General features: G+C 62.6%; 21 protein-coding genes, 1 tRNA gene and 2 pseudogenes. 14 read left to right on the top strand and 10 right to left on the bottom strand.

What is annotated here, in order from left to right:
- Positions 1–82: 82 nt before the first annotated feature.
- Positions 83–2,692 (bottom strand): bifunctional aconitate hydratase 2/2-methylisocitrate dehydratase, encoded by a 2,610-nt coding sequence (gene acnB, locus E8E68_RS04600; protein ID WP_110745017.1) that lies wholly within the window; start codon positions 2,690–2,692, stop codon positions 83–85.
- A gap of 406 nt (positions 2,693–3,098) precedes the next feature.
- Here acnB and E8E68_RS04595 point away from each other — a divergent pair, with 406 nt between their 5' ends.
- Positions 3,099–3,578, top strand: coding sequence for a DUF1289 domain-containing protein (locus tag E8E68_RS04595; protein WP_266030484.1), 480 nt, complete (start codon positions 3,099–3,101; stop codon positions 3,576–3,578).
- A 39-nt stretch (positions 3,579–3,617) separates the two neighbouring features.
- Here the strand turns inward: E8E68_RS04595 and queD are convergent, their stop codons facing one another.
- Positions 3,618–3,974: a 6-carboxytetrahydropterin synthase QueD gene (gene queD, locus E8E68_RS04590; RefSeq protein ID WP_003250327.1), complete on the bottom strand. Its 357-nt coding sequence runs from the start codon at positions 3,972–3,974 to the stop codon at positions 3,618–3,620.
- 308 nt (positions 3,975–4,282) lie between these two features.
- On the opposite strand from queD, the pseudogene E8E68_RS04585 reads away from it, so the two are divergent.
- Both E8E68_RS04585 and E8E68_RS04580 read left to right on the top strand, forming a co-directional pair.
- Positions 4,283–4,903 (top strand): annotated as a pseudogene (locus E8E68_RS04585) (zeta toxin family protein).
- Between the two features lie 107 nt (positions 4,904–5,010).
- Positions 5,011–5,208 (top strand): hypothetical protein, encoded by a 198-nt coding sequence (locus tag E8E68_RS04580; RefSeq protein WP_110745021.1) that lies wholly within the window; start codon positions 5,011–5,013, stop codon positions 5,206–5,208.
- A 139-nt stretch (positions 5,209–5,347) separates the two neighbouring features.
- Here the strand turns inward: E8E68_RS04580 and E8E68_RS04575 are convergent, their stop codons facing one another.
- Positions 5,348–6,427 carry a patatin-like phospholipase family protein gene (locus tag E8E68_RS04575; protein ID WP_266030333.1) on the bottom strand — a complete coding sequence of 360 codons (1,080 nt, stop codon included), beginning with the start codon at positions 6,425–6,427 and terminating at the stop codon, positions 5,348–5,350.
- A gap of 180 nt (positions 6,428–6,607) precedes the next feature.
- On the opposite strand from E8E68_RS04575, the gene E8E68_RS04570 reads away from it, so the two are divergent.
- The 5 genes from E8E68_RS04570 to E8E68_RS04550 all read left to right on the top strand — a co-directional run bounded on the left by E8E68_RS04570 (position 6,608) and on the right by E8E68_RS04550 (position 10,595).
- Complete coding sequence (locus E8E68_RS04570) at positions 6,608–6,916, top strand: PepSY domain-containing protein (RefSeq protein ID WP_110745023.1); 309 nt, start codon at positions 6,608–6,610, stop codon at positions 6,914–6,916.
- Positions 6,916–7,230: a PepSY domain-containing protein gene (locus E8E68_RS04565; protein ID WP_110745024.1), complete on the top strand. Its 315-nt coding sequence runs from the start codon at positions 6,916–6,918 to the stop codon at positions 7,228–7,230. Before E8E68_RS04570 ends, E8E68_RS04565 begins: the two co-directional genes overlap by 1 nt.
- Complete coding sequence (locus E8E68_RS04560) at positions 7,231–7,899, top strand: response regulator transcription factor (RefSeq protein WP_110745025.1); 669 nt, start codon at positions 7,231–7,233, stop codon at positions 7,897–7,899. It abuts the gene before it with no gap.
- Positions 7,896–9,215, top strand: a complete 1,320-nt coding sequence (locus E8E68_RS04555; RefSeq protein WP_280339923.1) for a sensor histidine kinase — start codon at positions 7,896–7,898, stop codon at positions 9,213–9,215. The genes E8E68_RS04560 and E8E68_RS04555 overlap by 4 nt, the downstream gene beginning before the upstream one ends.
- A gap of 225 nt (positions 9,216–9,440) precedes the next feature.
- Positions 9,441–10,595 (top strand): HPP family protein, encoded by a 1,155-nt coding sequence (locus E8E68_RS04550; protein ID WP_280339921.1) that lies wholly within the window; start codon positions 9,441–9,443, stop codon positions 10,593–10,595.
- On the opposite strand, the gene E8E68_RS04545 is transcribed toward E8E68_RS04550, so the two are convergent.
- A complete protein-coding gene (locus tag E8E68_RS04545) occupies positions 10,569–11,435 on the bottom strand; it encodes a LysR family transcriptional regulator (RefSeq protein ID WP_266030327.1) in 867 nt (288 codons plus the stop codon). The genes E8E68_RS04550 and E8E68_RS04545 overlap by 27 nt on opposite strands.
- A 179-nt stretch (positions 11,436–11,614) precedes the next feature.
- On the opposite strand from E8E68_RS04545, the pseudogene E8E68_RS04540 reads away from it, so the two are divergent.
- A pseudogene (locus tag E8E68_RS04540) lies at positions 11,615–13,504 on the top strand (propionyl-CoA synthetase).
- Positions 13,505–13,592: 88 nt separating this feature from the next.
- On the opposite strand, the gene E8E68_RS04535 reads toward E8E68_RS04540, so the two are convergent.
- The 3 genes from E8E68_RS04535 to E8E68_RS04525 form a co-directional block, all read right to left on the bottom strand.
- Positions 13,593–14,819 carry a hypothetical protein gene (locus E8E68_RS04535; protein WP_266030325.1) on the bottom strand — a complete coding sequence of 409 codons (1,227 nt, stop codon included), beginning with the start codon at positions 14,817–14,819 and terminating at the stop codon, positions 13,593–13,595.
- Positions 14,820–14,922: 103 nt separating this feature from the next.
- Positions 14,923–15,996 carry a cell division protein ZapE gene (gene zapE / locus E8E68_RS04530; RefSeq protein WP_266030324.1) on the bottom strand — a complete coding sequence of 358 codons (1,074 nt, stop codon included), beginning with the start codon at positions 15,994–15,996 and terminating at the stop codon, positions 14,923–14,925.
- A 132-nt stretch (positions 15,997–16,128) separates the two neighbouring features.
- The gene (locus E8E68_RS04525) at positions 16,129–16,371 is read right to left on the bottom strand and encodes a hypothetical protein (protein ID WP_110745032.1); all 243 of its coding nucleotides are present in this window, start codon (positions 16,369–16,371) and stop codon (positions 16,129–16,131) included.
- 266 nt (positions 16,372–16,637) lie between these two features.
- Here E8E68_RS04525 and E8E68_RS04520 point away from each other — a divergent pair.
- Positions 16,638–16,712 (top strand) — tRNA-Gln (locus E8E68_RS04520).
- 185 nt (positions 16,713–16,897) lie between these two features.
- On the opposite strand, the gene E8E68_RS04515 is transcribed toward E8E68_RS04520, so the two are convergent.
- Genes E8E68_RS04515 through E8E68_RS04505 form a run of 3 tightly spaced genes read right to left on the bottom strand, consistent with a single transcriptional unit; the run spans position 16,898 to position 22,034 of the window.
- Positions 16,898–19,294: a response regulator gene (locus E8E68_RS04515; RefSeq protein WP_266030323.1), complete on the bottom strand. Its 2,397-nt coding sequence runs from the start codon at positions 19,292–19,294 to the stop codon at positions 16,898–16,900.
- A 13-nt stretch (positions 19,295–19,307) separates the two neighbouring features.
- Complete coding sequence (locus E8E68_RS04510; protein ID WP_266030322.1) at positions 19,308–19,769, bottom strand: response regulator; 462 nt, start codon at positions 19,767–19,769, stop codon at positions 19,308–19,310.
- 6 nt (positions 19,770–19,775) lie between these two features.
- Complete coding sequence (locus tag E8E68_RS04505; protein WP_266030321.1) at positions 19,776–22,034, bottom strand: ATP-binding protein; 2,259 nt, start codon at positions 22,032–22,034, stop codon at positions 19,776–19,778.
- A 267-nt stretch (positions 22,035–22,301) separates the two neighbouring features.
- On the opposite strand from E8E68_RS04505, the gene E8E68_RS04500 reads away from it, so the two are divergent.
- The 4 genes from E8E68_RS04500 to E8E68_RS04485 are packed head-to-tail and all read left to right on the top strand — an operon-like array spanning position 22,302 to position 24,461.
- Positions 22,302–22,829 carry a spore coat U domain-containing protein gene (locus E8E68_RS04500; protein ID WP_266030320.1) on the top strand — a complete coding sequence of 176 codons (528 nt, stop codon included), beginning with the start codon at positions 22,302–22,304 and terminating at the stop codon, positions 22,827–22,829.
- A gap of 30 nt (positions 22,830–22,859) precedes the next feature.
- A complete protein-coding gene (locus E8E68_RS04495) occupies positions 22,860–23,402 on the top strand; it encodes a spore coat U domain-containing protein (RefSeq protein ID WP_266030319.1) in 543 nt (180 codons plus the stop codon).
- Between the two features lie 18 nt (positions 23,403–23,420).
- Complete coding sequence (locus E8E68_RS04490) at positions 23,421–23,954, top strand: spore coat U domain-containing protein (protein ID WP_266030318.1); 534 nt, start codon at positions 23,421–23,423, stop codon at positions 23,952–23,954.
- A 3-nt stretch (positions 23,955–23,957) separates the two neighbouring features.
- On the top strand, positions 23,958–24,461 hold the full coding sequence (locus tag E8E68_RS04485; protein ID WP_266030317.1) for a spore coat U domain-containing protein: 504 nt from the start codon (positions 23,958–23,960) through the stop codon (positions 24,459–24,461).
- The last annotated feature ends 34 nt before the right edge of the window (positions 24,462–24,495 follow it).

Genomic DNA, 24,495 nt, shown 5'->3' with positions numbered 1-24,495 from the left:
CTGCTGCAGGAAGGCGGGACAGGGCGAACAAAAAAGCCCCGGCATCGCTGCCGGGGCTTTCTGTTACACCTTACAACTCAGCTTACGCCTGAACCACCGGGATCTTGGCGTTGGCTGCCGCCTCGCGGAACTCGGCGATCTGGTCGAAGCTCAGGTAGCGGTAAACGTCGGCAGCCATGCTGTCGATGTCTTTCGCGTACTGCATGTACTCTTCGACGGTCGGCAGTTTGCCGATGATCGAGGCAACAGCAGCCAGCTCGGCCGATGCCAGGTACACGTTGGTAGCGTCGCCCAGGCGGTTCGGGAAGTTACGGGTCGAAGTGGAAACCACGGTCGAACCGGTCTGCACACGTGCCTGGTTACCCATGCACAGCGAGCAGCCTGGCATTTCCATGCGCGCACCGGCCTTGCCGTAGATGCCGTAGTAGCCTTCTTCGGTCAGCTGGTGAGCATCCATCTTGGTTGGCGGAGCCAGCCACAGACGGGTCGGGATACCGCCCTTGACCTTGTCCAGCAGCTTGCCGGCCGCGCGGAAGTGACCGATGTTGGTCATGCACGAACCGATGAACACTTCGTCGATCTTCTCGCCCTGTACCGAGGACAGCAGGCGGGCATCGTCCGGGTCGTTCGGCGCGCAGAGCACAGGCTCTTTGACGTCGGCCAGGTCGATTTCGATGATTTCGGCGTATTCGGCATCGGCGTCGGCCGACAGCAGCTCAGGCTTGGCCAGCCAGGCTTCCATGGCCTGGGCGCGACGCTCCAGGGTGCGGGCATCGCCGTAGCCTTCGCCGATCATCCAGCGCAGCAGGGTGATGTTGGACTGCAGGTACTCGGCAATAGCCTTCTCTGGCAGCTTGATGGTGCAACCGGCAGCGGAGCGCTCGGCCGAAGCGTCGGACAGCTCGAAGGCTTGCTCGACGGTCAGTTCGTCCAGGCCTTCGATTTCCAGGATACGGCCGGAGAAGGCGTTTTTCTTGCCTTTCTTCTCGACGGTCAGCAGGCCCTTCTGGATGGCGTAGTAAGGGATGGCGTGTACCAGGTCACGCAGGGTGATGCCTGGTTGCAGTTTGCCCTTGAAGCGCACCAGGATCGACTCTGGCATGTCCAGCGGCATGACGCCGGTGGCAGCGGCGAAGGCTACCAGGCCGGAACCGGCCGGGAACGAAATACCGATCGGGAAGCGGGTGTGCGAGTCGCCACCAGTACCCACGGTGTCAGGCATCAGCATGCGGTTCAGCCAGCTGTGGATGATGCCGTCGCCCGGGCGCAGCGACACGCCGCCACGGGTGCGGATGAAGTCTGGCAGGGTGTGGTGGGTGGTGACGTCGATTGGCTTCGGATAGGCCGCGGTGTGGCAGAACGACTGCATTACCAGGTCGGCAGAGAAGCCCAGGCATGCCAGGTCTTTCAGCTCGTCGCGGGTCATCGGGCCAGTGGTGTCCTGGGAACCGACGGTGGTCATCTTCGGCTCGCAGTAGGCACCTGGGCGCACGCCCTGGCCTTCTGGCAGGCCGCAAGCGCGGCCGACCATTTTCTGTGCCAGGGTGAAGCCTTTGCCGGTGTCGGCAGGCTGCTCTGGCTTCTTGAACAGGTCGGAAGCACCCAGGCCCAGCTCGGCGCGGGCCTTTTCGGTCAGGCCACGGCCTACGATCAGCGGGATACGGCCGCCAGCGCGAACTTCGTCCAGCAGTACTTCGGTTTTCAGTTCGAAGGTGGTAACCAGCTCATCGCTTTCGTGGCGGCGTACTTCACCTTTGAACGGGTAGACGTCGATGACGTCGCCCATGCCCAGGTTGGTGCAGTCGAATTCGATCGGCAGGGCGCCAGCGTCTTCCATGGTGTTGTAGAAGATCGGGGCGATCTTGGTGCCGAAGCAGAAGCCACCGGCGCGCTTGTTCGGCACGTACGGGATGTCGTCGCCGAAGAACCACAGCACCGAGTTGGTGGCGGATTTACGCGACGAACCGGTACCGACCACGTCACCAACATAGGCAACCGGGAAGCCCTTGGCCTTGACCGCTTCGATCTGGGCCAGCGGGCCGACCGAACCTGGCTGCGACGGCTCGATGCCGTCGCGGGCCATTTTCAGCATGGCCAGGGCGTGCAGCGGGATGTCAGGGCGCGACCAGGCGTCCGGGGCAGGCGACAGGTCGTCGGTGTTGGTTTCGCCTGGCACCTTGAACACGGTCAGGGTGTACTTGTCGGCAATGGCCGGACGCGAGGTGAACCACTCGCCGGCAGCCCACGATTCCATAACGGCCTTGGCGTGCGCGTTGCCGGCCTTGGCTTTTTCAGCCACGTCGTGGAAGGCATCGAACATCAGCAGGGTGTGCTTGAGCTGCTCGGCCGCGACGGCGCCCAGTTCGGCGTCATCCAGCAGCGCTACCAGCGTTTCGATGTTGTAGCCGCCCTGCATGGTGCCCAGCAGCTCGGCAGCGTGCTTGCGGTCGATCAGTGGCGACGTGGCTTCGCCCTTGGCGACGGCGGAGAGGAAAGCGGCCTTGACGTAGGCAGCTTCGTCGACCCCTGGTGGTACGCGGTTGGTGATCAGGTCTACGAGGAAGGCTTCTTCGCCGGCCGGCGGGTTTTTCAGCAGCTCGACCAGGCCTGCAGTTTGTTCGGCGTTCAGCGGCTGGGGCACGATACCCAGGGCGGCGCGCTCTTCGATGTGTTTGCGGTAGGCTTCAAGCACAGTTATTTCCCTCATCAGTGGTCCCTAAAGGGGGTCCGGGACGCTTATCCAGCATTCGATGCACCCATGCGCTGCCACGGCTTTGTGGGCCGCCCAGCCAGGGTCGCAAAGAATCCTTACAGAAGCTGCTTTCAAAGTTTTACGCCTGCAGAACGGGGGGCTGATGAGGGCTGGCTCGGGCATGCGAGGGGTGCATGGCCCGGGCCAACGCCGTTCTACCGGATCAACTGTGCTCGTGACGCTTTGAAAACAGCTTCCAACGGACATTGTTGCCTTTGAAAAGGCGGGATGATTCTACGGCAAAAAAAGCCTGAAAGTAAGGCGCAGAAGATGACTTTAACGGGTGACCCTGGTTAGACAAAGGGCTAACATGGGTCCTTGTGCCACCGCCAAGCCGTTGTTTTTCATGTCCAACAAGTCCATCAAAACCCCTTGCGTCGGCCTGTGCTCCACGGTGTACGGAGACACGGTGTGCCGTGGCTGCAAGCGTTTTCACCACGAAGTGATCAATTGGAACGGCTACGACGACGCGCAAAAGCGCGCAGTGTGGCTGCGCCTTGAGCAGTTGCTGGTACAGGTGATGATGGCCAAGCTTGAGGTGTTCGACAAAGGCCTGCTGCGCCAGCAGTTGGAGCAGCGCTCGATCCGCTTTGTCGAGCAGCAGTCCGAGTATTGCTGGGCCTACCAGCTGATCGCCCGCGGGGCGCGGATGATCCGTGATCTGGAGGCCTACGGCATGGCGCTGCTGCCGGAATTTCGCGGTTGGGACCTGCCGCAACTGCGCGATGCCATCGACCGCGAGTTCTTCTTGCTGTCCGAGGCGCACTACCAGCGCTACATCGCCCCCAGCTTCCTGCGCGATGCCATGGGCAGCGCGCAGGGCTGACACAGGCGTTGGACAGGCCTTGAAGCCAACGCCACCAGGTCAGTCGCCGGTATATTCACAACCGCTGGTGCAGGTTTCATGAATACGCACCTTTGACAGCTCCGGCATCAGCGGCTTGACCTGATCCCAGATCCACTTGGCGATCACTTCGCTGGTGGGGTTTTCCAGGCCGGGGATGTCGTTCAGGTAGTTGTGGTCCAGCTGATCATAGATAGGCTTGAAGATCGCCTTGACCTCGGCGAAGTCGCGGATCCAGCCGGTGTGCGGGTCGAGCGGGCCGGTCAGGTGCAGGCCGACCTTGAACGAGTGGCCATGCAAACGGCCGCATTTGTGCCCTTCAGGGACGTGAGGCAGGCGGTGGGCCGATTCGAATGTGAATTCCTTGAAGATTTCCACTGGTGGACCTGTATAAGCTGGTGGGATAAGGGGTTGGGCAGAAACTGCTATCTCAGTGGGCTGCTCAATGTACTGATTGGTCGTCGCTGGCGCCGGGCAATCGAATTGCGCGTATCTTAACCTGTTTTGGGAATGTGGCCTTACGGAATCCGCGATGGGCGGTGTGCCGGCCTATCCTCGTCAAGTGCAGCAACCTGTCGAGGCGCAGGAAGTGGTTGAGGTGTTCTGCAGGTGGTGTGGGTGTCTCCTATATGGACGGTCAGCCCTTGAACGTTGGTACATTTTACGATCGTCAAAAGGACTGAGAAATGACCCAAGAAGAACAGGAAGTTTCTGACCGTGCTCTGCAGTTCGCAAAAGAGAATCGCACGCGCATCGCTCGTGAACTGACTTGCCTCGAAACCTATCCGGCGGATGAATACCCGGTGTCAGTTTTTATGGCAGGATCTCCTGGCGCTGGGAAAACCGAGGTTTCAAGAGCTTTCATCGGGCACATGCAGTCCGCAGGATCTCGTGCGCTACGTATCGATCCTGACGATTTCAGGGAGTATTTTCCCGACTACAACGGAAAGAATTCCAGCCTTTTCCAGCGCGGGGTAACCACGTTTGTCGAGAGAACCCTGGATCAGGTGTACAAGCAGCGGCAGTCCTTTCTGTTGGATGGCACCCTCGCCAACCTTGATGTGGGAAGAAGAAACATCGCTCGCGCGCTTGAAAAAGTGAACAGGTCCGCCCAGGTTATCTACGTGTGACAGCGACCTGAGCTTGCTTGGGAGTTTGTTCTGGCGAGAGAGAAGAAGGACGGAAGGCACATCCCGTGCTCGGAATTTGTAAGACAGTTTTACGCGGCCAAGGTGTCGGTATGTGCGCTGAAACGTGAATTTGATGGCAGGCTGCAGGTAGATGTGATCATCAAGGATAACGATTGAAGCAACAGTGACATCGGTATCGACCTTTCAGTTAGCGAAATTGACGCATTTGTCAACCAGCCCTATGATCACCTTGAGCTTCAGCGTGTTTTGAACGGAGAGTCCCAATGAAAGGCGAAAAGGTAGCAGGCGTGTCGACCAAGCCCTATGAGGCATCGACTATGTCTGAGTTTTTCCGCCACGGGTCCGTGGAGGAGAGGCGATCTGTGTATCGCATGGCTGCAATGGCTGCCATCGACGAGCAGAAGGATGTGATTCGCTCAGCAAAGTCTGAGGAATTCAGTATCGCCAAATGCAAAATGTGAGCGATCACTCCACTTGGTAGCCCAAAGCCCAGCCTCCCGCTGGGCTTTTTGCATCTGCGCCGACCACGCGATCTGGCCTGCAGTCGGTGAAGAGGTACTGCAAGCTTTCCAATTAACGGTAGGCCATGTGACATGGCCGCTACAAGGCTTGCAGGCGTTCATGCAGCCGCCCGGTGGCGATCAGTTCGAGCAGTTCGTCCCCCAGCCGCTGGCTTTCGGCAATGGCCTTGTACCAATAGCGCTTGCGCGCTGGCGCATCGCCCATGAAGCGCTTGAAGTCGTTGCGGTCGGGCAGCTTGCCGTAGGGCAGGGCGGCCAGGTACTGCGGCGAGGGGGTCATCAGCAGCACGTTCTGCAGGCGGGTGGCATTGCCCTTGCGCCAGGGCAGCGCCTTGTCGAACCAGCCGGGCACCACCTTGTCGGTGAAGTGCGGGTACAGCACCAGGTCGTCGCCGCGATAGGGAAGGTCGAGGTGGTAGTCGAGCAGGCCGCCGTCACGGTAGGTGCCAGCACCTGCGCCGGGGATGTCCTTTACCCCTTCCATGACCATGGGAATCGAACCCGAGGCGAGCAGGGCGTGGCGCAGGTTGGCCAGGTCCAGCGGCAGGCAGCGCGAAGGAAAGTCGGTGAGGGCGTCGAGCGGCGGCGCGCTGCGACCATCATGCAGGATGATGCGCTCGAAGTGGCGGGCCAGGCGGGAGCGGCCTAACAAGTTGCTGGCCACCACCGAACCCAGGCCAAGGCCCAGCCGACCGCGATGGTCGTGGGCAAGTTGGCCGTGGCTCTTCACCACCAGGATGTTGAGGCGGTAATGCGGGTTGGCCAGCAGCTGGTTGTCGCGGCCTTGCAGCAGGTCATCGAGCATGCGTTGGCAACTGCGGCTGATTTCGGCCGGGGTCACGCCCTTGGCGAAGTCTTGTTCGGTATACAACTCGCCCAGCCGGCGAATCCCGGCGACTGGGTCGTCAAGGCAAGCACTGGCGAAGCGCCAGGCGCCGATCGAGGCGCCGATCAGGGCGCGTTGGCGCGGTGCCGTCGGCAGGAATTCACCAAACAGGGCGAGGTCCAGGCCCTGAATACCCAGTGGTTTCGGTCCGCCCGCAGCGCCCGGCAATACCCCCACATCCGCCGCCTGCAGGCCACGCTGGCGGACCTGCCGCAGCGCACGCTCGCCGGCCTTGAAGGTGAGGGCGGGGTATTTGATGTGGATGGCGCTCATGAGGGACCTCTTGGCTGACGAGCTGGTCATTGTAAAGGGTTTGACGGGCACATCGCCGGCAAGCCCGCTGCCACGTTGACCTGCGCTATCATGCCGCCAGCTGTTTTCAGGTTGAATTAAGGACTGCTGGTTAATCTTAACCCCGTAGACAACTTGCACAGTTCTCAGGAGAGAAGAACGATGAAAACCTTGACTGCCCTGTTCACCGCCGCCGCCCTTGCCCTGGGTGCCAATGCCGCCTTCGCCAAGGACGTGCAGCCCGACGAAGTGGTCAAACTGGTGAATGCCAAGACCATCATGTCGCTGGATGGCCTCAAGGCCGCTGCCGTGGCCAAGCACCCCGGCGCCACCGTGACCGATTCCGAGCTGGAAGACGAGTACGGCCGTTACATCTACAAGGTCGAGCTGCGCGATACGCAGAACGTCGAATGGGACGTGGCCCTGGACGCCAAGACCGGTGAAGTGCTGAAGGACGAGCGGGACAACTGATGATCCACTTACCGCGGCCGGCGCGTTACCTCGCGCTGGCGCTGCTGGCAGTGTGCTCGCTCGCCGCTGCCCGCGACCTCGACCAGGACGAAGCCCTGAAGCTGCGGCAGAAGGGCGTCATCCTGCCACTCGAACAGTTGCTGGAAACCGCCCTGGGGCGTTACCCCGGGGCGCGTTTGCTGGAAGCCGAGCTGGAAGAGGACGACGACCGCTACGAATATGAAGTCGAGTTGCTGACGACTGAAGGTGTGGTGCGCGAAATCAAACTCGACGCCAGCACCGGCGCCCTGCTCAAAGACGAGGAAGACGACTGAATGCGCCTGTTGCTTGTCGAGGACAACGTACCGCTGGCCGATGAACTGATCGCCGGCCTGCAACGCCAAGGCTACGCGGTGGACTGGCTGGCCGACGGCCGTGACGCGGTTTACCAGGGCCAGAGCGAGCCTTATGACCTGATCATCCTCGACCTCGGCTTGCCGGGCTTGTCGGGCCTGGACGTGCTGGCCCAGTGGCGCGCCGCCGGCCTGGCCACGCCGGTGCTGATCCTGACTGCGCGCGGCTCATGGGCTGAGCGTATCGAAGGGCTCAAGGCCGGGGCGGACGATTACCTGAGCAAGCCCTTCCACCCTGAAGAGCTGCAACTGCGCATTCAGGCCCTGTTACGCCGTGCCCGGGGCCTGGCCAATCAGCCAAGGCTGGAGGCGGCCGGCCTGCACCTGGACGAGGGCCGCCAATGCGTAAGCCGCGACGGTGTGGACATCCAGCTGACTGCCGCCGAGTTCCGCTTGCTGCGCTACTTCATGCTGCACCCGCAGCAGATCCTGTCCAAGAGCCACCTCGCCGAACACCTCTACGACGGCGAAACCGAGCGTGATTCCAACGTGCTGGAAGTACACGTCAACCACTTGCGCCGCAAGCTGGGGCGCAGTGTTATCGAAACTCGCCGTGGGCAAGGCTACATCTACGCGGGGAGCGGCGTGTGAAGTCGATCCAGGCGCGCCTCAGCCTGGGCCTGGTGGCGGTACTGGTGGTGGTTGGCGTGGTGCTGGCGCAACTGACCTTGTGGCTGTTCGAAGCCGGCCTGCAACGTTACCTGGAAAACGGCCTGCGCAAGGAAAGCGAGAACCTGCTGGTGGCACTGGTGCGCGGTCCGTCCGGCCTGCAACTGGACGAGCGGCGTATCTCGGCGGCTTATCAGCGGCCGTTTTCCGGTTACTACTTCCGCATCGATTTCGACAAAGGCACCTGGCGTTCACGTTCGCTGTGGGACCTGGATATGCCCAAACCCGCGGCACCGGGCCTTTCCGACAGCCATGAACTCGGCCCGGAAGGGCAGCAACTTCTGGCGTTGCGCGCTGACTACCGGCGCCTGGGCCAGGACATCTCGATCAGCGTGGCGCAGGACTATTCGCCGGTCCGTGAAGGGTTCCGGCGCCTGCAGCAGATCGGCCTGGGCATGGGCCTGGTCGCGCTGGTACTGGTGCTGGTGCTGCAGCGCATTACCGTGACCCGCTCGCTGCGGCCCCTTGAGCGGGCACGCCAGCAGATCGCCCAGTTGCAACAAGGCCAGCGTTCGCAGCTGGATGCCGAAGTGCCCAGCGAGCTGGCGCCGCTGGTGGGGCAGATCAACCATTTGCTCAGCCACACGGAAAATAGCCTGCGCCGTTCGCGAAATGCCCTGGGCAACCTTGGCCACGCGCTGAAGACGCCGCTGGCGGTGCTGTTGAGCCTGGCGTCGAGCGACCGGCTCAAGGATTTGCCGCAGGTGCGTGAGCAGATGCGTGAGCAGCTGGAGCAGATTCAGCAACGCCTGGCCCGCGAGTTGAACCGTGCCCGCCTGGCGGGAGATGCGTTGCCAGGGGCGCAGTTCGATTGTGATGCGGAGTTGCCCGGGCTGCTCGGGACCTTGGGCATGATCCATGGCGAGGGCCTGCTGCTGGCCAGTGATGTGCCGCCGGGGCTGTTGTTGCCCTGGGATCGGGAGGACGTTCTGGAGCTGCTGGGCAACGTGCTGGACAACGCCTGCAAGTGGGCTGACAGCGAGGTGCGCCTGGGGCTTGCGGCGGATGCCGGTGGGTACCGGCTGTGGGTCGATGATGATGGACCGGGTATCCCCGAGGGGCAGCGGCAGCAGGTGCTGGAGCGAGGGTCGCGGCTGGATGAGCAGGTTGACGGGCATGGCCTGGGGCTGGGTATCGTGCGCGATATCGTCGAGGCCTGGGGTGGGCAGTTGGCGCTGCAGGAAGGCCCCCTTGGCGGGTTGCGGGTAAGCATCGACCTGCCGCGCAAGGTTCGATAAAACCCGGGTCGCCCTATCAGCACTGCAAAAAAATTGCAGTACAGGCGCATTTTTTTGAATTGGCCCAATCCTGACCCACCCGGCAAAATCCCCCCATGAAACCCTGCGGTTTCCATCTCTCCACGGACGGAGCCCCTTGTGATATTGCATGCGCAATATCAGGCCCAGGCCGGCTCGGCTGGGCTTCCTTTTTAACCAGAAAAACGACAGATCCCGAATCCCCGAATGTCTGCCTCGCGTTCCGAAAAACGTCTGCAGCGGCTGTTGCCGGCGCCCCTTAATACCGCCCCAAAAGAATGGCTGCGTGCCGGCATCGGCGCGCTGCTTGGTCTGTTTCTCGCAGGCTGGTTGACCAGCATGGCCTATGGGCCCGGCATTGCCCTGCACCTGCTCGGCCCGTTGGCGGCCTCGGCGGTGCTGGTGTTTGCCGTGCACTCCGGCCCGCTGGCGCAACCCTGGCCAGTACTGGGCAGCTACGCCCTTGCCGGTGCGGTCGGCCTTGCCATGCGCCAGGGTTTTGGCCCCGAGCTGTGGGTGGCCGCCGCCGCCCTGGGCATCTCGCTGCTGGTAATGTGCCTGCTGCGCTGCCTGCACCCGCCAGGTGGCGGGGTGGCGGTTAGTGCGGTGCTGGCCGACTCGGGCCTGACCGCCATGGGTGACCACCTGCTGGAACCGGTATTGCTCAATGCCCTGGTCCTGGTGGTGGTGGCCATGGTCTACAACCGCCTGACCGGCGTGCGCTACCCGAAAGGCACAGTGCCGCGCAAAGACCTGCACCACACCCATGACCCGCTGCCCAGTGAACGGGTAGGCGTCAGCAGTGAAGACCTGGACCAGGCACTGGAAGAACTGGGCGAGTTTGTCGACGTCACCCGTGACGAGTTGGAGCGCATCATCCTGGCTACCGAACAGCACGCCTTGCAGCGCAGCCTGGGCGGTATCACCGCTGCATCGGTGATGTCCCGCGATGTGCAATTCGCCAGCCCCGACACCACCCTGGAGCAGGCCTGGAAAATGCTCGCCAGCCATCACCTGAAAACCCTGCCGGTCCTGCAGGAGGGCAAGCTGGTGGGCATCGTAAGCCTCAGCGATCTGGTTGGCCCGGCCATGCAACGTGCCCGTTTCAGCTGGCGCGGGCTGTTCGGTCGCAAGGCGGTGCGCATGGAGCAGGTCATGAGCCGGCGAGTGGTCAGCGTCAGCAGCCAGCACCCGCTGGAGCGCCTGCTGCCGTTGTTGTGCGAGCAAGGCCTGCATTGCCTGCCGGTGCTTGATGCCGGCAAGCTGGTGGGGGTGGTCACCCAGACCGACCTGGTGGCCGGCCTCAAGCGCCAGTTGCTCAGCAAGGCTGAGGCTTCAGGCAACCGGGTCCCAGCGTTGTGACCAGTCGCTGGCGCCGGCAGCTACCAGCCGGCGCAGGATGGCGAAGGCTTGTTGCAGGGCTTCGCTGTCGCGTTTGCGTGGGTACACCAGAAAGGTCGGGTAGGTGAACTCCGGTGCCTGCGGTACCCGCTCGAGCACGCCGCTGTCCAGATAGGCCTGCACCACCCGCGTGCGGAAGTAGCCACTGCCACCTTGGTCGAGAATGAACTGCAGGGCCAACGGGCCGAGGTTGAAGCTCAGTGCCGGGCGCGCGCATTCGGGCAGGGCCGCGTCGTGCTGGCGGCGGAAGGCCTCGCCCCAGTCGATGTAGATGTAGGGTTCGGGCCGGCCGACCCGGCGCACGCGGATCAGCTTTTCTTCCATCAGTTGCTCGACTTGCAAGCCAGGGCCATAGGTCGGCTGGTAGACCAGCGCGGCGTCCAGCAGACCCATTTCGACCTTGCGCAGCAGTGACTCGCCGTCGCTGACCTCGCTGCGGATGGCATGGCTGGGCAACTCGCGGTGCAGGGCACTTACCCAGTCGAGCATCATCGGGTTGCCCAGGCTCACCTCACCGCCTACATGCAGCACCTGCTGGCAACCTTCAGGCAACGGGAGGTCGCGGCGCGCGGCTTCCCAGGTTTGCACCAACTGGTTGGCATAACTGACGAACGCTTCGCCATCGCTGGTCAGGCTGGCGCCATTGCGGCTACGCACGAATAACTGGCAGCCCAGTTGCTGCTCCAGGCGCTGCACGCGTGCGGTGATCGCGGTTTGTGACACGAACAGGCGTTCGGCTGCGGCGACCAGGCTGCCGCAGCGCACAATTTCCAGGAAGGTCCGGGCCTGATCGATGTCCATGGGCTGCTCGGTGTGTGAAGGGGTGGCTATTCTAGAGGCTTTGCACCGTTCTGGGGCGTTTTTGCCTTGTCTGCAAATTTGCAGGTCGGTTGTGACTTTAGTCCCCTGGCGGGGTGGGTGTAGCGGTCCATACTCAGTGTTCGCCCTTCAATAACAACAAGTACCGGGTTTCTTTCACTATGAGCTACCAGCACAGCTACGCCCATTCCATTTCCGACCCTGCCGCTTTTTGGGCGGAACAGGCCGCACACCTGGCCTGGCACCGCAAGCCTGCCCTGACCCTGCAAGACAACGCCGACGGTACCCACCGCTGGTTCGCTGATGGCCGCCTCAACAGCTGTTACCTGGCCCTGGATCACCAGATAGAACAGGGGCGGGGCGAGCAGCTGGCGCTGATCTACGATTCGCCCGTGACCGGCGTTCAGCAGGCCTACACCTATAACCAGTTACGCGACGAGGTGGCACGTCTGGCCGGTTTGCTGCGCCAGCTGGGGGTGAACAAGGGCGATGGGGTGATCATCTACATGCCCATGGTGCCGCAGGCGGCCATGGCGATGCTGGCCTGCGCGCGGATTGGCGCCGTGCATTCGGTGGTGTTCGGTGGCTTTGCTGCCAACGAGTTGGCCTTGCGCATCGATGACGCCCGGCCCGCCTTGTTGCTGACGGCTTCGTGCGGCCTGGAGTTCGATCGGGTCATAGCCTATAAGCCGCTGGTTGACCGCGCCCTGCAACTGGCCCGGCACCAGCCGCGCAATGTGCTGGTACTGCAGCGGCCGCAGGCGCATGCCGAACTGCTGCCGGGCCGCGACCTGGACTGGCAGGCGGCCTTGGCCGGCGCAGAACCGGTGGCGCCAGTCGAACTCGATGCCGGCGACCCGCTGTACATCATGTACACATCGGGCACCACCGGCAAACCCAAGGGTATCGTCCGGGAAAACGGCGGCAATGCCGTGGCGCTGTGTTATGCCATGCGCCATATCTATGGCATGCAGGCTGGCGATGTGTGGTGGGGCATATCCGACGTCGGTTGGGTGGTCGGCCATTCACTGATCGTCTAAGGGCCGTTGATGAGCGGCTGCACCACCGTCTTCTACGAAGGCAAGCCGATCCGTACCCCGGACGCTTCGGCCTACTGGCGGGTGGTGGAGCAGTACCAGGTCAACGCGCTGTTCTGTGCACCGACGGCCATGCGCGCCATCCGCAAGGAAGACCCGGAGGGCGAACTGATTCGCAAACATGACCTCCGCTCGCTGCGTCAACTATTCCTGGCGGGGGAAAAGCTCGATTCCAGCACCCATGAATGGCTGGAGCGGGTAAGTGGCAAACCGGTGCACGACCACTGGTGGCAGACCGAGACCGGCTGGCCGGTCACCGCGCCGTGCGTCGGGTTGGAGGGCAGCGCCGCGAAGCCAGGGTCGAGCAACCGGGCGGTGCCTGGCTACAACGTTCGCGTGCTGGATGACGAAGGCCACTTGCTCGGGCCTAACCATCAGGGGGCGATCGTGATTGCCCTGCCATTGCCACCTGGTTGCAGTCAGACGCTGTGGGGTGATCACGAACGCTACCTGCAGGCCTACCTGCACACGTATCCGGGTTACTACCACACGGGCGATGGCGGCTATCTGGATGACGAAGGCTTTGTCTACATCATGGGTCGCACCGATGATGTGATCAACGTGTCCGGGCATCGGCTTTCCACGGGTGAGATGGAGGACTTGGTGGCGCGCCATCCGGCGGTGGCCGAGTGCGCGGTGATCGGCGTGCACGACGAGATCAAGGGCCAGGTGCCATTGGCGCTGGTGGTGCTCAAGGACGGCGAGGGCATTGCCGAAGCTCAGCTGCTGGTGGACCTGGTAGGCCGTGTGCGTGATGAGATCGGCCCACTGGCCTGTTTCAACCAGGTGCGGTTGGTGAAACGCTTGCCCAAGACCCGCTCTGGCAAGATTCTGCGGGCGGTGCTGCGCAAGATTGCCGATGGGCAGGATTATGTGCCGCCTTCGACCCTGGATGACCCGGCAGTGCTGGGCGAGATCGAAGCGGTGCTGGCGGATTTGCCCAGGGCGGGGTAATCAACGCCAGCATTGACTGAGTATCGGTAGCCCCGCTCGCATGGTGCTGGAGCGCGACGGGGCCACCCGTCTATCAAGACGCCAAGTGTTACAAGGGGTGGCGGGCAATGAACTCCTTGCCCCTCAGCTCTATGATTTCCTGGTCGTCGTAAGTCAAGGTGAGCAGGGTATAGGGCTCGGGATATTCGGGCGTGATCAACCAGCCTTGGTCACCGAATGCGGTATCCACATGGCCATTTTCGTCCAGGCGAACGATGGCGATTGGCATCTGATCTTCGATTGGGGACACCGCGCGGCAGCCCACCAGGACGCCGCTGCCATGCGGCGTGAGCGCGAATGCGATTGTCCGCTCGAATTCAGGTCGTTTGAAAATGATGGCCTGGCCATCGTTGAAGCGATTGTCCACGGTGCCGTCCAGTTTCAGGCAGTGTACAAAGCCACTTTGGTTGGTGCCGGTGCCAGCGTTGCCTGTCAGATAAAGGCGGTCGTGGGCTTGAGTGGTAGCGTGTACGGCAATATAAGCGAGATCTGGATGGCCGGGCAGGCGTTTGACAATCCAGACGCCTTGCTCGGCAAAGCCCGATAACACGGCGCCGTTCTTGTCGCATGCTCCAACCCATGCCTGCGTTTCATCACCGCCCACGCGGTGGTCGCCGCAATAATGGAAGCCAGCATGTTCAGTACCGCGGTAACGGGCGTTTACGGCAAGTGTCTGTAGCGCGCGGCCTTGCCAACGGAAGTGCCTGCGCATACCTACTTCATTGAAGGAGGTATCCAGATTGCCTTGCATATCGAACTGTGCGAGCCCGGAGTTGACCATCTGGCGGAGTTTGCCATCCGGGAATTGCGGCACGCTGCCCGCATAACCCTCAGCACCATCAAGCCTTGGCTGGGCTGCCTCTGAGGTGTCGTCCGGCTCGACTGGATAAGGATGTATTTTATATCCCTGGTGGCCGAAATCGATATCCATGGCGCCTGACGCCTTGTTCAGGCGGAAAATGGCAAAGTTATCGGAGCTCCGAAGCGCTACACCGCAAAGGAGGTGTTCGCCGTCGACAACGAAGCAGAAGTAGTCGCCCCATTCCCCTGGCATAGGGATGCGTACGGTGCCGTTGTCGCCAAATGCCTCGACTGCCCTGCCATCGGGCGTAAGCTTGGTAACTACCGTTGTGGGTTCACCCTGACTGTCCCGCGAGGCCCAGCAACTGTAGAAAAAACCCTCTACCAGATACGGCGGGCGATAGACGATTTCGTTTCGGATGTCATCAGGCAGTTGAAGATCAATACGGGTCCATGCTTCTTGTCTCGAGATCATGATAAAGGCCCTTCGTGAGTGAGCCTCCATTACAGGGCTTAGTCGCTGGACTGTCTGCTGGCAAAACTGACAGTTGCCTATTCAACAACGCTCATGATTCGCATCAGCCCGGACCGAGCGGGTGCAGCTGCCCCAAGCGGCTGCGGGTACGCATCAGGTCGGCCAGTGGGCCGCCCAGGCTCTCTTCCAGCGGATGTTTACCTATGACAACCACCCGCCGGTCCTGGTCATACAGCACGTCTACCAGGTTGACGAAGCGCTGCTGAGCCGCCAGCGAACACGCGGACAGATCGTCCAGCCCGTCGATGATCCACTCGTCATACTCCCTGGCCAGCACCAGGTAGTCGATGACCGCGGTGGCTTTTTCGCACAGGTCGTCAAAGCCAAGCATCACCCGCCGGCCATCAATGGCCAGCGCCCGCAGCGGGCGGTTGTTCACCTCCAGTATCACCGGTTGTTCGTCCGGCACGTTCAGCGCCCGGCGCTGCGCTGCATCGCCCGGCCAGACATATTGGCCCTGGGTAAAACGCTGATGCTCGCGGTTGGCCGGCAAACTGCGAAAATCGGTGTCGCCACCAACTTCAAGCACTTGCATCGAGCTGTTGATCAGGCGAATGACCGGCAGAAAACGCTCGTGGTACAGCGGGTTGGGCAACAACCCTTCGGGCGCGTAGTTCGAGGTCACCAGCAGGTATACGCCACGGCTGAACAAGGCCTTGAACAGCCGGGTGAGCAGCATGGCATCGCCGATGTCATGCACGTGGAATTCGTCGAAGCACAGCACCCGGCAATCGCCCACCAGCTCGTCCAGCGTTGCGCCCAGCGCGTCGTCCAGCGCCCGATGGCGGTGCATCCCCTGGTGCAGGCGGGCGAAAAAGTCATGAAAATGCAGGCGCAGCTTGGCGGCTATCGGCACGGCCTGGAAAAACCCATCGAGCAGCCAGCTTTTACCGCGACCAACCGAGCCGAACAGGTACAGGCTGCGGGGTTGGCCTTGTTCAAGCTGCGCCAGTTGTTCGGCCATGCAGTGGATCACCCGCCGCTGGCCGTCACTCAGCTGATAACCGCGGCTGTGCGCTTTGTCCTCGAACCAGCCGAGCAGTTCGCTCTGTTGATTGGCGGTGCCGCGCAGGCGTTGGCCAAGCTGGCGCAGCGGGGTAGGGATCCAGGCAGGCAAAAGCAAAGCTCCTTGGGCGATGGCGGGGCAGCATGCAGCTTGCCCCAGGGCGGCCATTTTGACTAATAGAGAAAGTGCCCGGCAATCATCACTTCTTGCGATAGGTCTGGCAGCCTGTCGTGCCTGTCTGGGCTATGCCTTGCGCTCCAGCTGGTTCTCGATCATGTATTTCACCGCCAGACGACGCTCCTTCAGGTGGCGCAGGTCCTCGTCAACGAAGTTGCCGGCCGAGATCGACTCGGCGGCCAGCACCTGGTTGTCGATGTCCACGTATTCGTCCAGCAGGCGGTCCAGGGTCTTGTCCTGCTGACGGCGCTGCTGGACGATTTCGCGGGGGTAGTGCAGGTCTTGGTAGAGGTCGTGTGAGACAGGCATAGGGTCCTCCTTGGTCAATGCAGTACGCTCATCTGATTGGAAGGAAATAAACCGATTGTGTTGAAGCGAAGCGGAAGGAAAGCGACGGATGGTCGTGCCGTGAGCGGCCAAATGACTAAGCCGCTGTTTTTTGGCAATTTTTTTCATCAGGGGGGTTCACAGACCGGATCTTTGTTGTTAAAGTGCCGCGCATTCCAAGACAACAAGCAAATAAGCGGTTGTCAGAAAGTTGGAATTGTCAGAGCAGCAAAAGCTGCATCCGATACAGGGGCGTCGCCAAGCGGTAAGGCAGCAGGTTTTGATCCTGCCATGCGTTGGTTCGAATCCAGCCGCCCCTGCCATTTTCCAGTTTCAAACGTCTATGCCCGGTGCCTGATTTGACAGGTTCTGGGTTTTTTCGTTTCTGCAGGTTCAATTGCGACGTTGACCCGCCAGTGCCAATGCTCCCAATAGCAACGTGCATACGTTGAGGGCGAGGCCGCCTCCCAAGGAAGCGCAACCTCCAGTGGGAAAAGCGGCCTGCTGATTAGCCGATCAAGCCAGCAACGCCCAGCATCTCGTTCAGCGCCCGTGCCAATTCATCGGCCTGCACCGGCTTCTGCATCACCACGCTGCCCGGCAATTCCAGCCCCTGCAATTCCGCATACCCGGTCAGAAACACAACAGGCAAGCGCGGGTAGCGCTCGCGGGCTGCCAGCGCGAGTTGCGCCCCATTGAATTCTGGCATGGCGAAATCGGTAAGCAGCAGGTCGATCTCGTCATCCAGCAGCGCCAACGCCTGCTCGCCGCTGTGCGCCTGGCGTACCTGATATCCATATTGGCGCAACACATCGCCGAGCATGTCGCGCACCAGGTGGTCGTCGTCTACCAGCAGCACGGTGCGGTCATGGCCACTTTCGCAGATCGGTTGGCTGGGCTGCGCCGCTGCAGGTTCACTGGCCATCTCACCCTTCACCGCCGGCAGGTACACCGCCACCTCGGTGCCGCGGCCTGGCGCGGTGTCGATACGCACGCCCCCGCCGGACTGCTTGGCAAAACCAAACACTTGCGCCAGGCCCAGGCCGGAGCCTTTGCCGATATCCTTGGTGGTGAAGAACGGCTCGAATACCTTGGCCAGCACCTCTTCGCTCATGCCGCTGCCGGTGTCGCGGATACTGAGCATCACGTACTCACCGGGTTCCGGGTCTTCCGGGCGCTGCGGGCGGGTGTCGATGCAGGTGTTGTGGGTGGCCAGTGTCAGCTGACCACCATCCGGCATCGCATCGCGGGCGTTGATCGCCAGGTTGAGGATGATCATTTCGGTCTGGGTCGGGTCGGTCAGCGCCTGCCACAGGCGCGGGTCCAGGTCCAGTCGCACCGAGACGTTGCCACCCAAGGTCCGGCGCAACAGCTCCTCGAGGCCGGTCAGCGTGCGGTTGAGGTTGAGTGGCACCGGCTCCAGGCGTTGGCGGCGTGAGAAGGCCAGGAGTTGCGACGTCAGCTTGGCACCGCGCTCGCCCGCTTCGCGGATATGCGTGAGACGTGTGCGCGCCTTGTCCAGGTCGGCCTTGGCCAGGTCGCGCTCGAGAAAGCTGGCGCCAGTGAGGATCACCGTCAGCAGGTTGTTGAAGTCGTGCGCCACGCCGGCGGTCAGCTGGCCGACGGCTTCCAGCCGTTGCATCTGCTGCAGTGCCGCTTCGATGCGTTCGCGCTCGTCGATCTGCTCGCGCAGGCGGGCGTTGGCCTCGGCCAGGCCCAGGGCCGCTTCGCGCTCGCTGGTGATATCCCGCGCCACCACATACAGCAGGGTGTCTTCCGGTACCACTACCCATGACAGCCAACGCTGCTGGCCACCGGCATGCAGGATGCGGCCGACGAAGCGCGCGCTGGTGCGGCCATGGGCAAGGGCGGCAAGTTCGGTGAGGAGGAGTTCCTGGTCAGGCTCGGGCAGCAGGTGCAGCAGTGACGACTGGCTAAGGCGCTCGCGGGAAAAGCCCACGCTGGCTTCCCAGGCGGGGTTCAGCGCGACCGGGGTCAGGTCCTTGTTCAGGACGGCCAACAGGTCCTGCGACAGTTCCCAGGCGCGGTCGCGTTCACGTGTGCGGCGCTCTACGCGCTCGCCGAGCATTTCGTTCAGCTGGCGCAACGCCTGAGTGGCCTGGCGTTGGGTATGGATGTCCTGCAGCACGCCGGAAAAGCGGACGCACTGGCCGTTGACGAACTGGCTCTGGCCACTGCTGAGCAACCAGCGCGGTTCCAGGCCGTTGGGTTGCGCGATACGGAACTCGACCCGGTACTGGCCGCCACTTTCGGGGCGCATGGCGTATTCCACCGCATCGCGCACCATGGGCAGGTCAGCGGGGTAGATGCCATCGAGGAACACCTCAAGGCTCATTTCGGTGCTGGTGGGCAGGCCGAACAGGGTCTTGCAGCGGTCATCCCACAGCAGCAGGCCTTCTTGCGGGCGCAGGTCCCAGGTGCCCATGCCGGCAGCGTCGATGGCAATGCGTGCACGTGCCTCGACATCGGCCAGGGCTTCTTCGGCGCGGCGTCGGCGTTGGCGCTCCTGCACCTCGGTCAGCGCCCGGCGCACGGCCTTGGGCAGCAACGGCAGGTTCTTTTTCAGCACATAGTCGGTGGCGCCGAGGCGGATCATTTCCACCGCGTGCTCTTCGCCGTAGATGCCCGAGAGGAAGATGAAGGGTGTATCCGGGGCCAAACGTTGGGCGATGGCCAGCACTTCAGTGCCGGACGACCCCGGCAACACGCAGTCGCACAGGATCAGGTCGTAGCGCGCCTCGCGCAGGGCATGTTCAACGCCCGTGTGGTCGAATTCCAGCTGGGGCTGAACATGCAGCCCGCTGCGCTCCAGGCGCATCAGGGTCAGCTCGGCGTCCATCGAGCTGTCTTCGACCATCAGTAGTTTCAACGGCGTTTGCTGCATCGTTGCGGTGGCCTCAGTTGCTACCGCGACGGTTCAGCCGCAGCGAGCCGGGTGGCGGTTCGTTCAAAACGGCCCAGAATACCCCGAGGTCGGAAATGGCAGCGACGAATTCCTTGAACTCGACCGGCTTGACCACATAGGCATTGACGCCCAGTTCGTAGGCGCGCAGCAGGTCGGGTTCTTCGCGCGAAGAGGTCAGCATCACCGTGGGGATGCTGCGCAATTCGGGGGTGGCGCGCACTTCCCTGAGCACTTCCAGGCCGTCGACCTTGGGCAGCTTGAGGTCCAGCAGTAGAACGGCAGGGTTGCCGTCGTCGCGCGTGGCATAGGCATTGCGGCGCAGTAGGTAGTCCAGTGCTTCGGCGCCGTCACGCAGCACGATGACCTCGTTGGCCAACTGGCTGCGCTCTAGCGCCAGGAGCGTCAGCTCCAGGTCCCGTGGGTTGTCTTCGACCAGCAGGATGGGTTTGAGCATGGTTATTCAGGTGCCTCGGGTAGTTGCGGGTTGGCGCGGTAGGGAAAAGTGGAAACTGGCGCCTTGGTCGATCTGGCCTTCGGCCCAGACACGGCCGTCATGGCGCTCGATGATGCGGCGCACGCTTGCCAGGCCAATCCCTGTGCCTTCGAACTCTTCCATGCGGTGCAAGCGCTGGAACACGCCGAACAGCTTGTTGGCATAGGCCATGTCGAAGCCCACGCCGTTGTCGCGGATACAGATCTCGGTTTCGTCCGGGTGTTGCTCTGCGCTGACCGAAATACGCGCAGGCTCACGGCCCCGGGTGTACTTGATGGCATTGGCAATCAGGTTGTGCAAGGCCAGGTTGATGAATGCCGGGTCGCCGATCACCTTCGGTAGCGGGGCGATGTCCCAGACGATTTCGCGGCCCTCGTAGTCCGGCGCCAGTTCGTTGCGGATGGCTTCGACCAGGGCATTCAGGTCAACATCGGACATGCGCAAGGCAGAGCGGCCCATTTGCGAGAAATTGAGCAGGTTGTCGACCAGGCTGCCGGCAAAGTTGGCCGCTTCGCCGATGTGCTGCAGAAAGCGCTTGCCGCGCTCGCTCAGGCCCTGGCCCTCTATTTCACCGAGCAGCTCGGTATAACCCGCGATGTGCCGCAGGGGCGCCCGCAGGTCGTGGGAAACACTGTACGAAAAGGCCTCCAGCTCCCTGTTCGAGCGGCGCAGTTCACCGGCGAGCTGCGCCAGCTCCTCGGCCTTGCGCAGGACGATGCCGAGTACGGCAGTGCGCAGTTCCTGGACACCTTCGATGACCAGTGGGTGCCAAGGTTCGCAGTATCCTTGCAGCTGTTCCTGCCAGCGTTCGAAGCTGTGCCGCGGGCCAAGGCTGCCCTGCGGCCCCACGTGCTTGCTCGGCTGGCCCGCCCAGTTCACCGTGCGCACCTGCTCGGGGCGGAACCACAACAGGTAGTGCGAATGGATCTGCGAGATGGCCACCGCCAGCACGCCACCGGCATGGTCTGCCAGTTCTGGCAACTCATCGATGTCGCGACGCAGGTTGTCACTGTGGAAAACCGCCCCTTCGCAGCGCTGGCTCAGCCAGTGCACCAGGGCGGTGACCTGGGCGGCAGGCGGGGTCTGGCCGATCAGGTCGCAGCGCTCTGCCGAAATCACGGCGGCGCCTTGGGCGCCGGCAAACGCCAGCAGCACCTCGGGCAGGTTAAGCAGGCCCTCGCTGACGCTGTCATGGTCGGCCATGGAAGAGATCATGCGCACGATGTGCTGGCGCAGCTCCAGCAGTTTCTGTGTGCTGGCATGCGACTCACGGGACTCGATCTGCAATGACAGTACGCTGGCCAGTAATTCGCAGGCGGTTCGCGTGCGCAGGTCTACCGTGCGCGGTTCATGATGGTGGCAGGAGACCAGCCCCCACAGCTCACCGTCGACCACGATGGACAGTGACATCGACGCCAGGGTACCCATGTTGCGCATGTACTGGAGGTGGACTGGCGAAACGCTGCGCAGCACGGTAAAGCTCATGTCCAGCGGCTTGCCGGTACGCGGGTTGGCTGTCGGCATGAGGGGTGAGGGCTGGTAGTTGGCATCCTCGATCACCCGGATACGGTTGACTCGGTACAGTTCGCGCGCCTGGCGCGGGATGTCCGAGGCCGGGAAGCACAGGCCCAGGTAGCTGGGGTAGCCGGGGTCGGCCACTTCGGCCAACACCTGGCCGTTGCCTTCGCTGTCGAAGCGGTAAGCCTTGACGCGGCCGAAGCCGGTGATGCGCTTGAGCTGCACCACCGCTTGCTGCAGCAAATCCTCGACACTGCCAGCCAGGTGCAAGGTGCTGACGAAACTGCGCACCAACGGGTAGTAATCACCTTGGCCGGTCAGGTCGGCTGGCAGGCGCGGCGATTCGAATTCGGTAATCAGCACCTGGTCGTGACGATGGGCCAGCACGTGCAGGGGGGCGCTGTGGGGTGCGCCCTGGCGCAAGCGTACGTCACCGATGTGGAATGGGAAGACTTCGTCCTCGGGTAGCCGTCTCAGGTGCAGGCGCAGGTCGAAGGCATCGCTGACCAGCTCGGCGAAGTGGCACCCGATCAGTTCCCTGGCGGGTATGCCCAGCCACCGTTCGGCATTTTCACTGGCCTGAAGAATGCGCAAGTCGGCTTCGTCGACGACCAGCAGGAAGCCTTGGGGTTGGACGCTGCCGGGTACCTGGATGGGTTCCTGTGCGCAACGCTCTACGGCTTGGGCGAGCGTGCTGTCTGCAGTCATCAATTGAGCGCTCCTGTCTTGTTCGTCCATGCTTGCCGTACGAGTTTGAGGCAGGATGATGGAGCTATACCCTATCAGAATATCTGCTCGTTCGCCGGCCTTTGGCAATTGGAGGGCCATCAAACACCAACGGTTCTGTACTGTGCATGGTTTTTTTGGCGAGCGGTTATCGCTTTGTTGCTAACACGAAAAAAAGGTAGGCCGTGGCCGTTGGGTCTGCGCCTCGCTGCTACGCTCAAAACAGCATAGAGCGAAAGGGACAACAAGGTGACGGAACGCTTTCTGGCCGGGTTGTTGGGCCTGCTGTTGAGCAGCGGTGCTGCAGCTGCGGATTTTCTCGTGGAAGTGCGGGTGCTGGTACAGCGCGGCTGCATGCTGGTGAACCAGACCCGCGACGCGGGTGCGCAAGCGCTGGGGCGTATTGACCTGGGCACTGCCGCGCGCCTGGATGGCGCGGGTGGGCCATTGAGCGGTGTGCTACTGAACCAGCGCCCGCCGCGCCTGGAGTGCAACCCCGATACCCCCTACCAAGTACGCGTCGACGGCGGCCAGCATGGCGGCGTTGGCGAAGTGCGTTTTTTGGCCAGTGATGACACCAATGCCCGGCCGATTCCCTATCGCCTGTACCGCGATGCGGCCTGGCGCGAGCCGTTAGCGGTGGATGTGGCGCAGTCGGCGCGGGTGCCGGACAGCGGCTCGGTTGAACTGCCGCTGTATGCGCGTATCGACAAGCTGGCCTGGGTGCCGAACGCCGGCCTGTATGCCGACCTGCTCAAAGTCACGGTTACCTGGTAGGGACGCCATCATGCACAAGGACGGCACGCCATGAACCGCACCCGCACCTCGATCCTGCTGTTGTCCCTTGGGCCGCTGTTGGTACCCGGCGGTGAGGCGCATGGCACCAGCACCGGGTTCATCCAGGCGCGGCTGGTGATCAGCGCGGCCTGCCAGATCAGCAGCAATGAGCCCCAGCCGGCAACCTTGGCCAACCCAGGTTTGCTGGACTTTGGCGAGCGCGGCCCGAACTGGGAGCAGCCATTGCGCAGCCGCGTAGATGAGGCCGGCGGGGAGGGCAGCCTGCAGATCAGTTGCACACCCGAGGTACGTGCCTTCAACGTGCGCATCAATGGCGGCATGAACGGCGACGACGGCATTCGTCGCCTGAGCAACGGTAGCCAACTGATCCCTTATCAACTGGCGGTCGACCCAGGCGGCAACAGCCGCTACGGCATCGGCCAGGCCCGCGCCTTCACCATCAGCAGCACCCAGCAGATACCGATCCCCATCTACGGCGTGGTCGTGGCGCAACCGCGCGGGCTGCCGGCCGGGCTGTACCGCGACACCCTCAGGGTGACCCTGGACTGGTAACAACGCAAGGAGACTCCGATGCGAACGAACCTATCATGCTGCATCCTCGCCGGTCTGGGCCTGGCCCTGGCCTCGCAGGCCCAGGCCGCCACGGTGACCGGGACCATCAACTCGACGCTGACGTTAACTGCGGCGTGCCAGGTCAACGGCAGTTCGGGCACCTCTGGGTTGAATTTCGGTTCCCTCAACTTCGGCACCCAGGATGCCTTGTTCACTACGGCCAATGCCCAGGTGCTTGGCGGCGGTGGCGGGGCAATGAGCATCCTCTGCTCGGCGGGTACAGTGCCGGCGATTCGCGTGCGTGCAGGCAGCCACGATGGCCAGTCGACCGGCGGCACCCGTGCCCTGGCGGATGGCGCGGGTAACTTCGTGCCCTACGATTTCTACACCGACGCCGGTCGCACGACCCTGTTGGCCATCGACGGCACCATCACTTTGCCGACCAGTACCGGCGTGGCGCAAACCGTCAACCTGTACGGCCAGGCGCGCGGCAAGGCCGGGCTGCCGGCCGGGGTGTACACCGATACGGTGGCAGTCGAGTTGTCGTTCTGAGCCATGCGTGGCTGGCTGGCGGGTGGCCTGACCGGCATCGGTGTGCTGCTGGCCGCACCGTTGGATGCGGCAACCACCAGCACTTTCACGGTGTCGGCGCAGATTGTCGCCGGTTGCCTGGTGGTGGGTGGTGTCACCAACTACGGGGTTCTGAACTATGGTACCCAGTCGGCGTTGTCCACTGGGCTTCTCAGCACTTCGCTGGGCGGCACCACGGTGACGTTCCAGTGCACCCCAGGGGTTGCCTTGAGCATGAGCCTGGACGGCGGCCAGAACAGCGCCAGTGGTACGCGCAACCTGAAGAACACCAGCGGGACGCAAGTGTTGGCCTACCAGCTGTACCGAGACGCGGCATACACCCAGAGCCTGGGGATAGGCCAGAGCGCAGCGGTGAGCTATACCGATGCAACCGCCATCAAGCTGCCGGTCTACGGGCGGGTGCAGTTGACCGGTACGCTCCCGGCAGGGACGTATACCGATGTGGTGCAAGTGACGGTGACCTGGTGAATGCCAGCGGCACCCTGACCAGTGTTTAAGGAGA

It is taken from the genome of Pseudomonas sp. BN607 (assembly GCF_029871175.1).
GTDB lineage: Bacteria > Pseudomonadota > Gammaproteobacteria > Pseudomonadales > Pseudomonadaceae > Aquipseudomonas.
The sequence above is the reverse complement of the archived record's forward strand: the minus strand, read 5'-3'. Positions and strand labels throughout refer to the sequence as shown.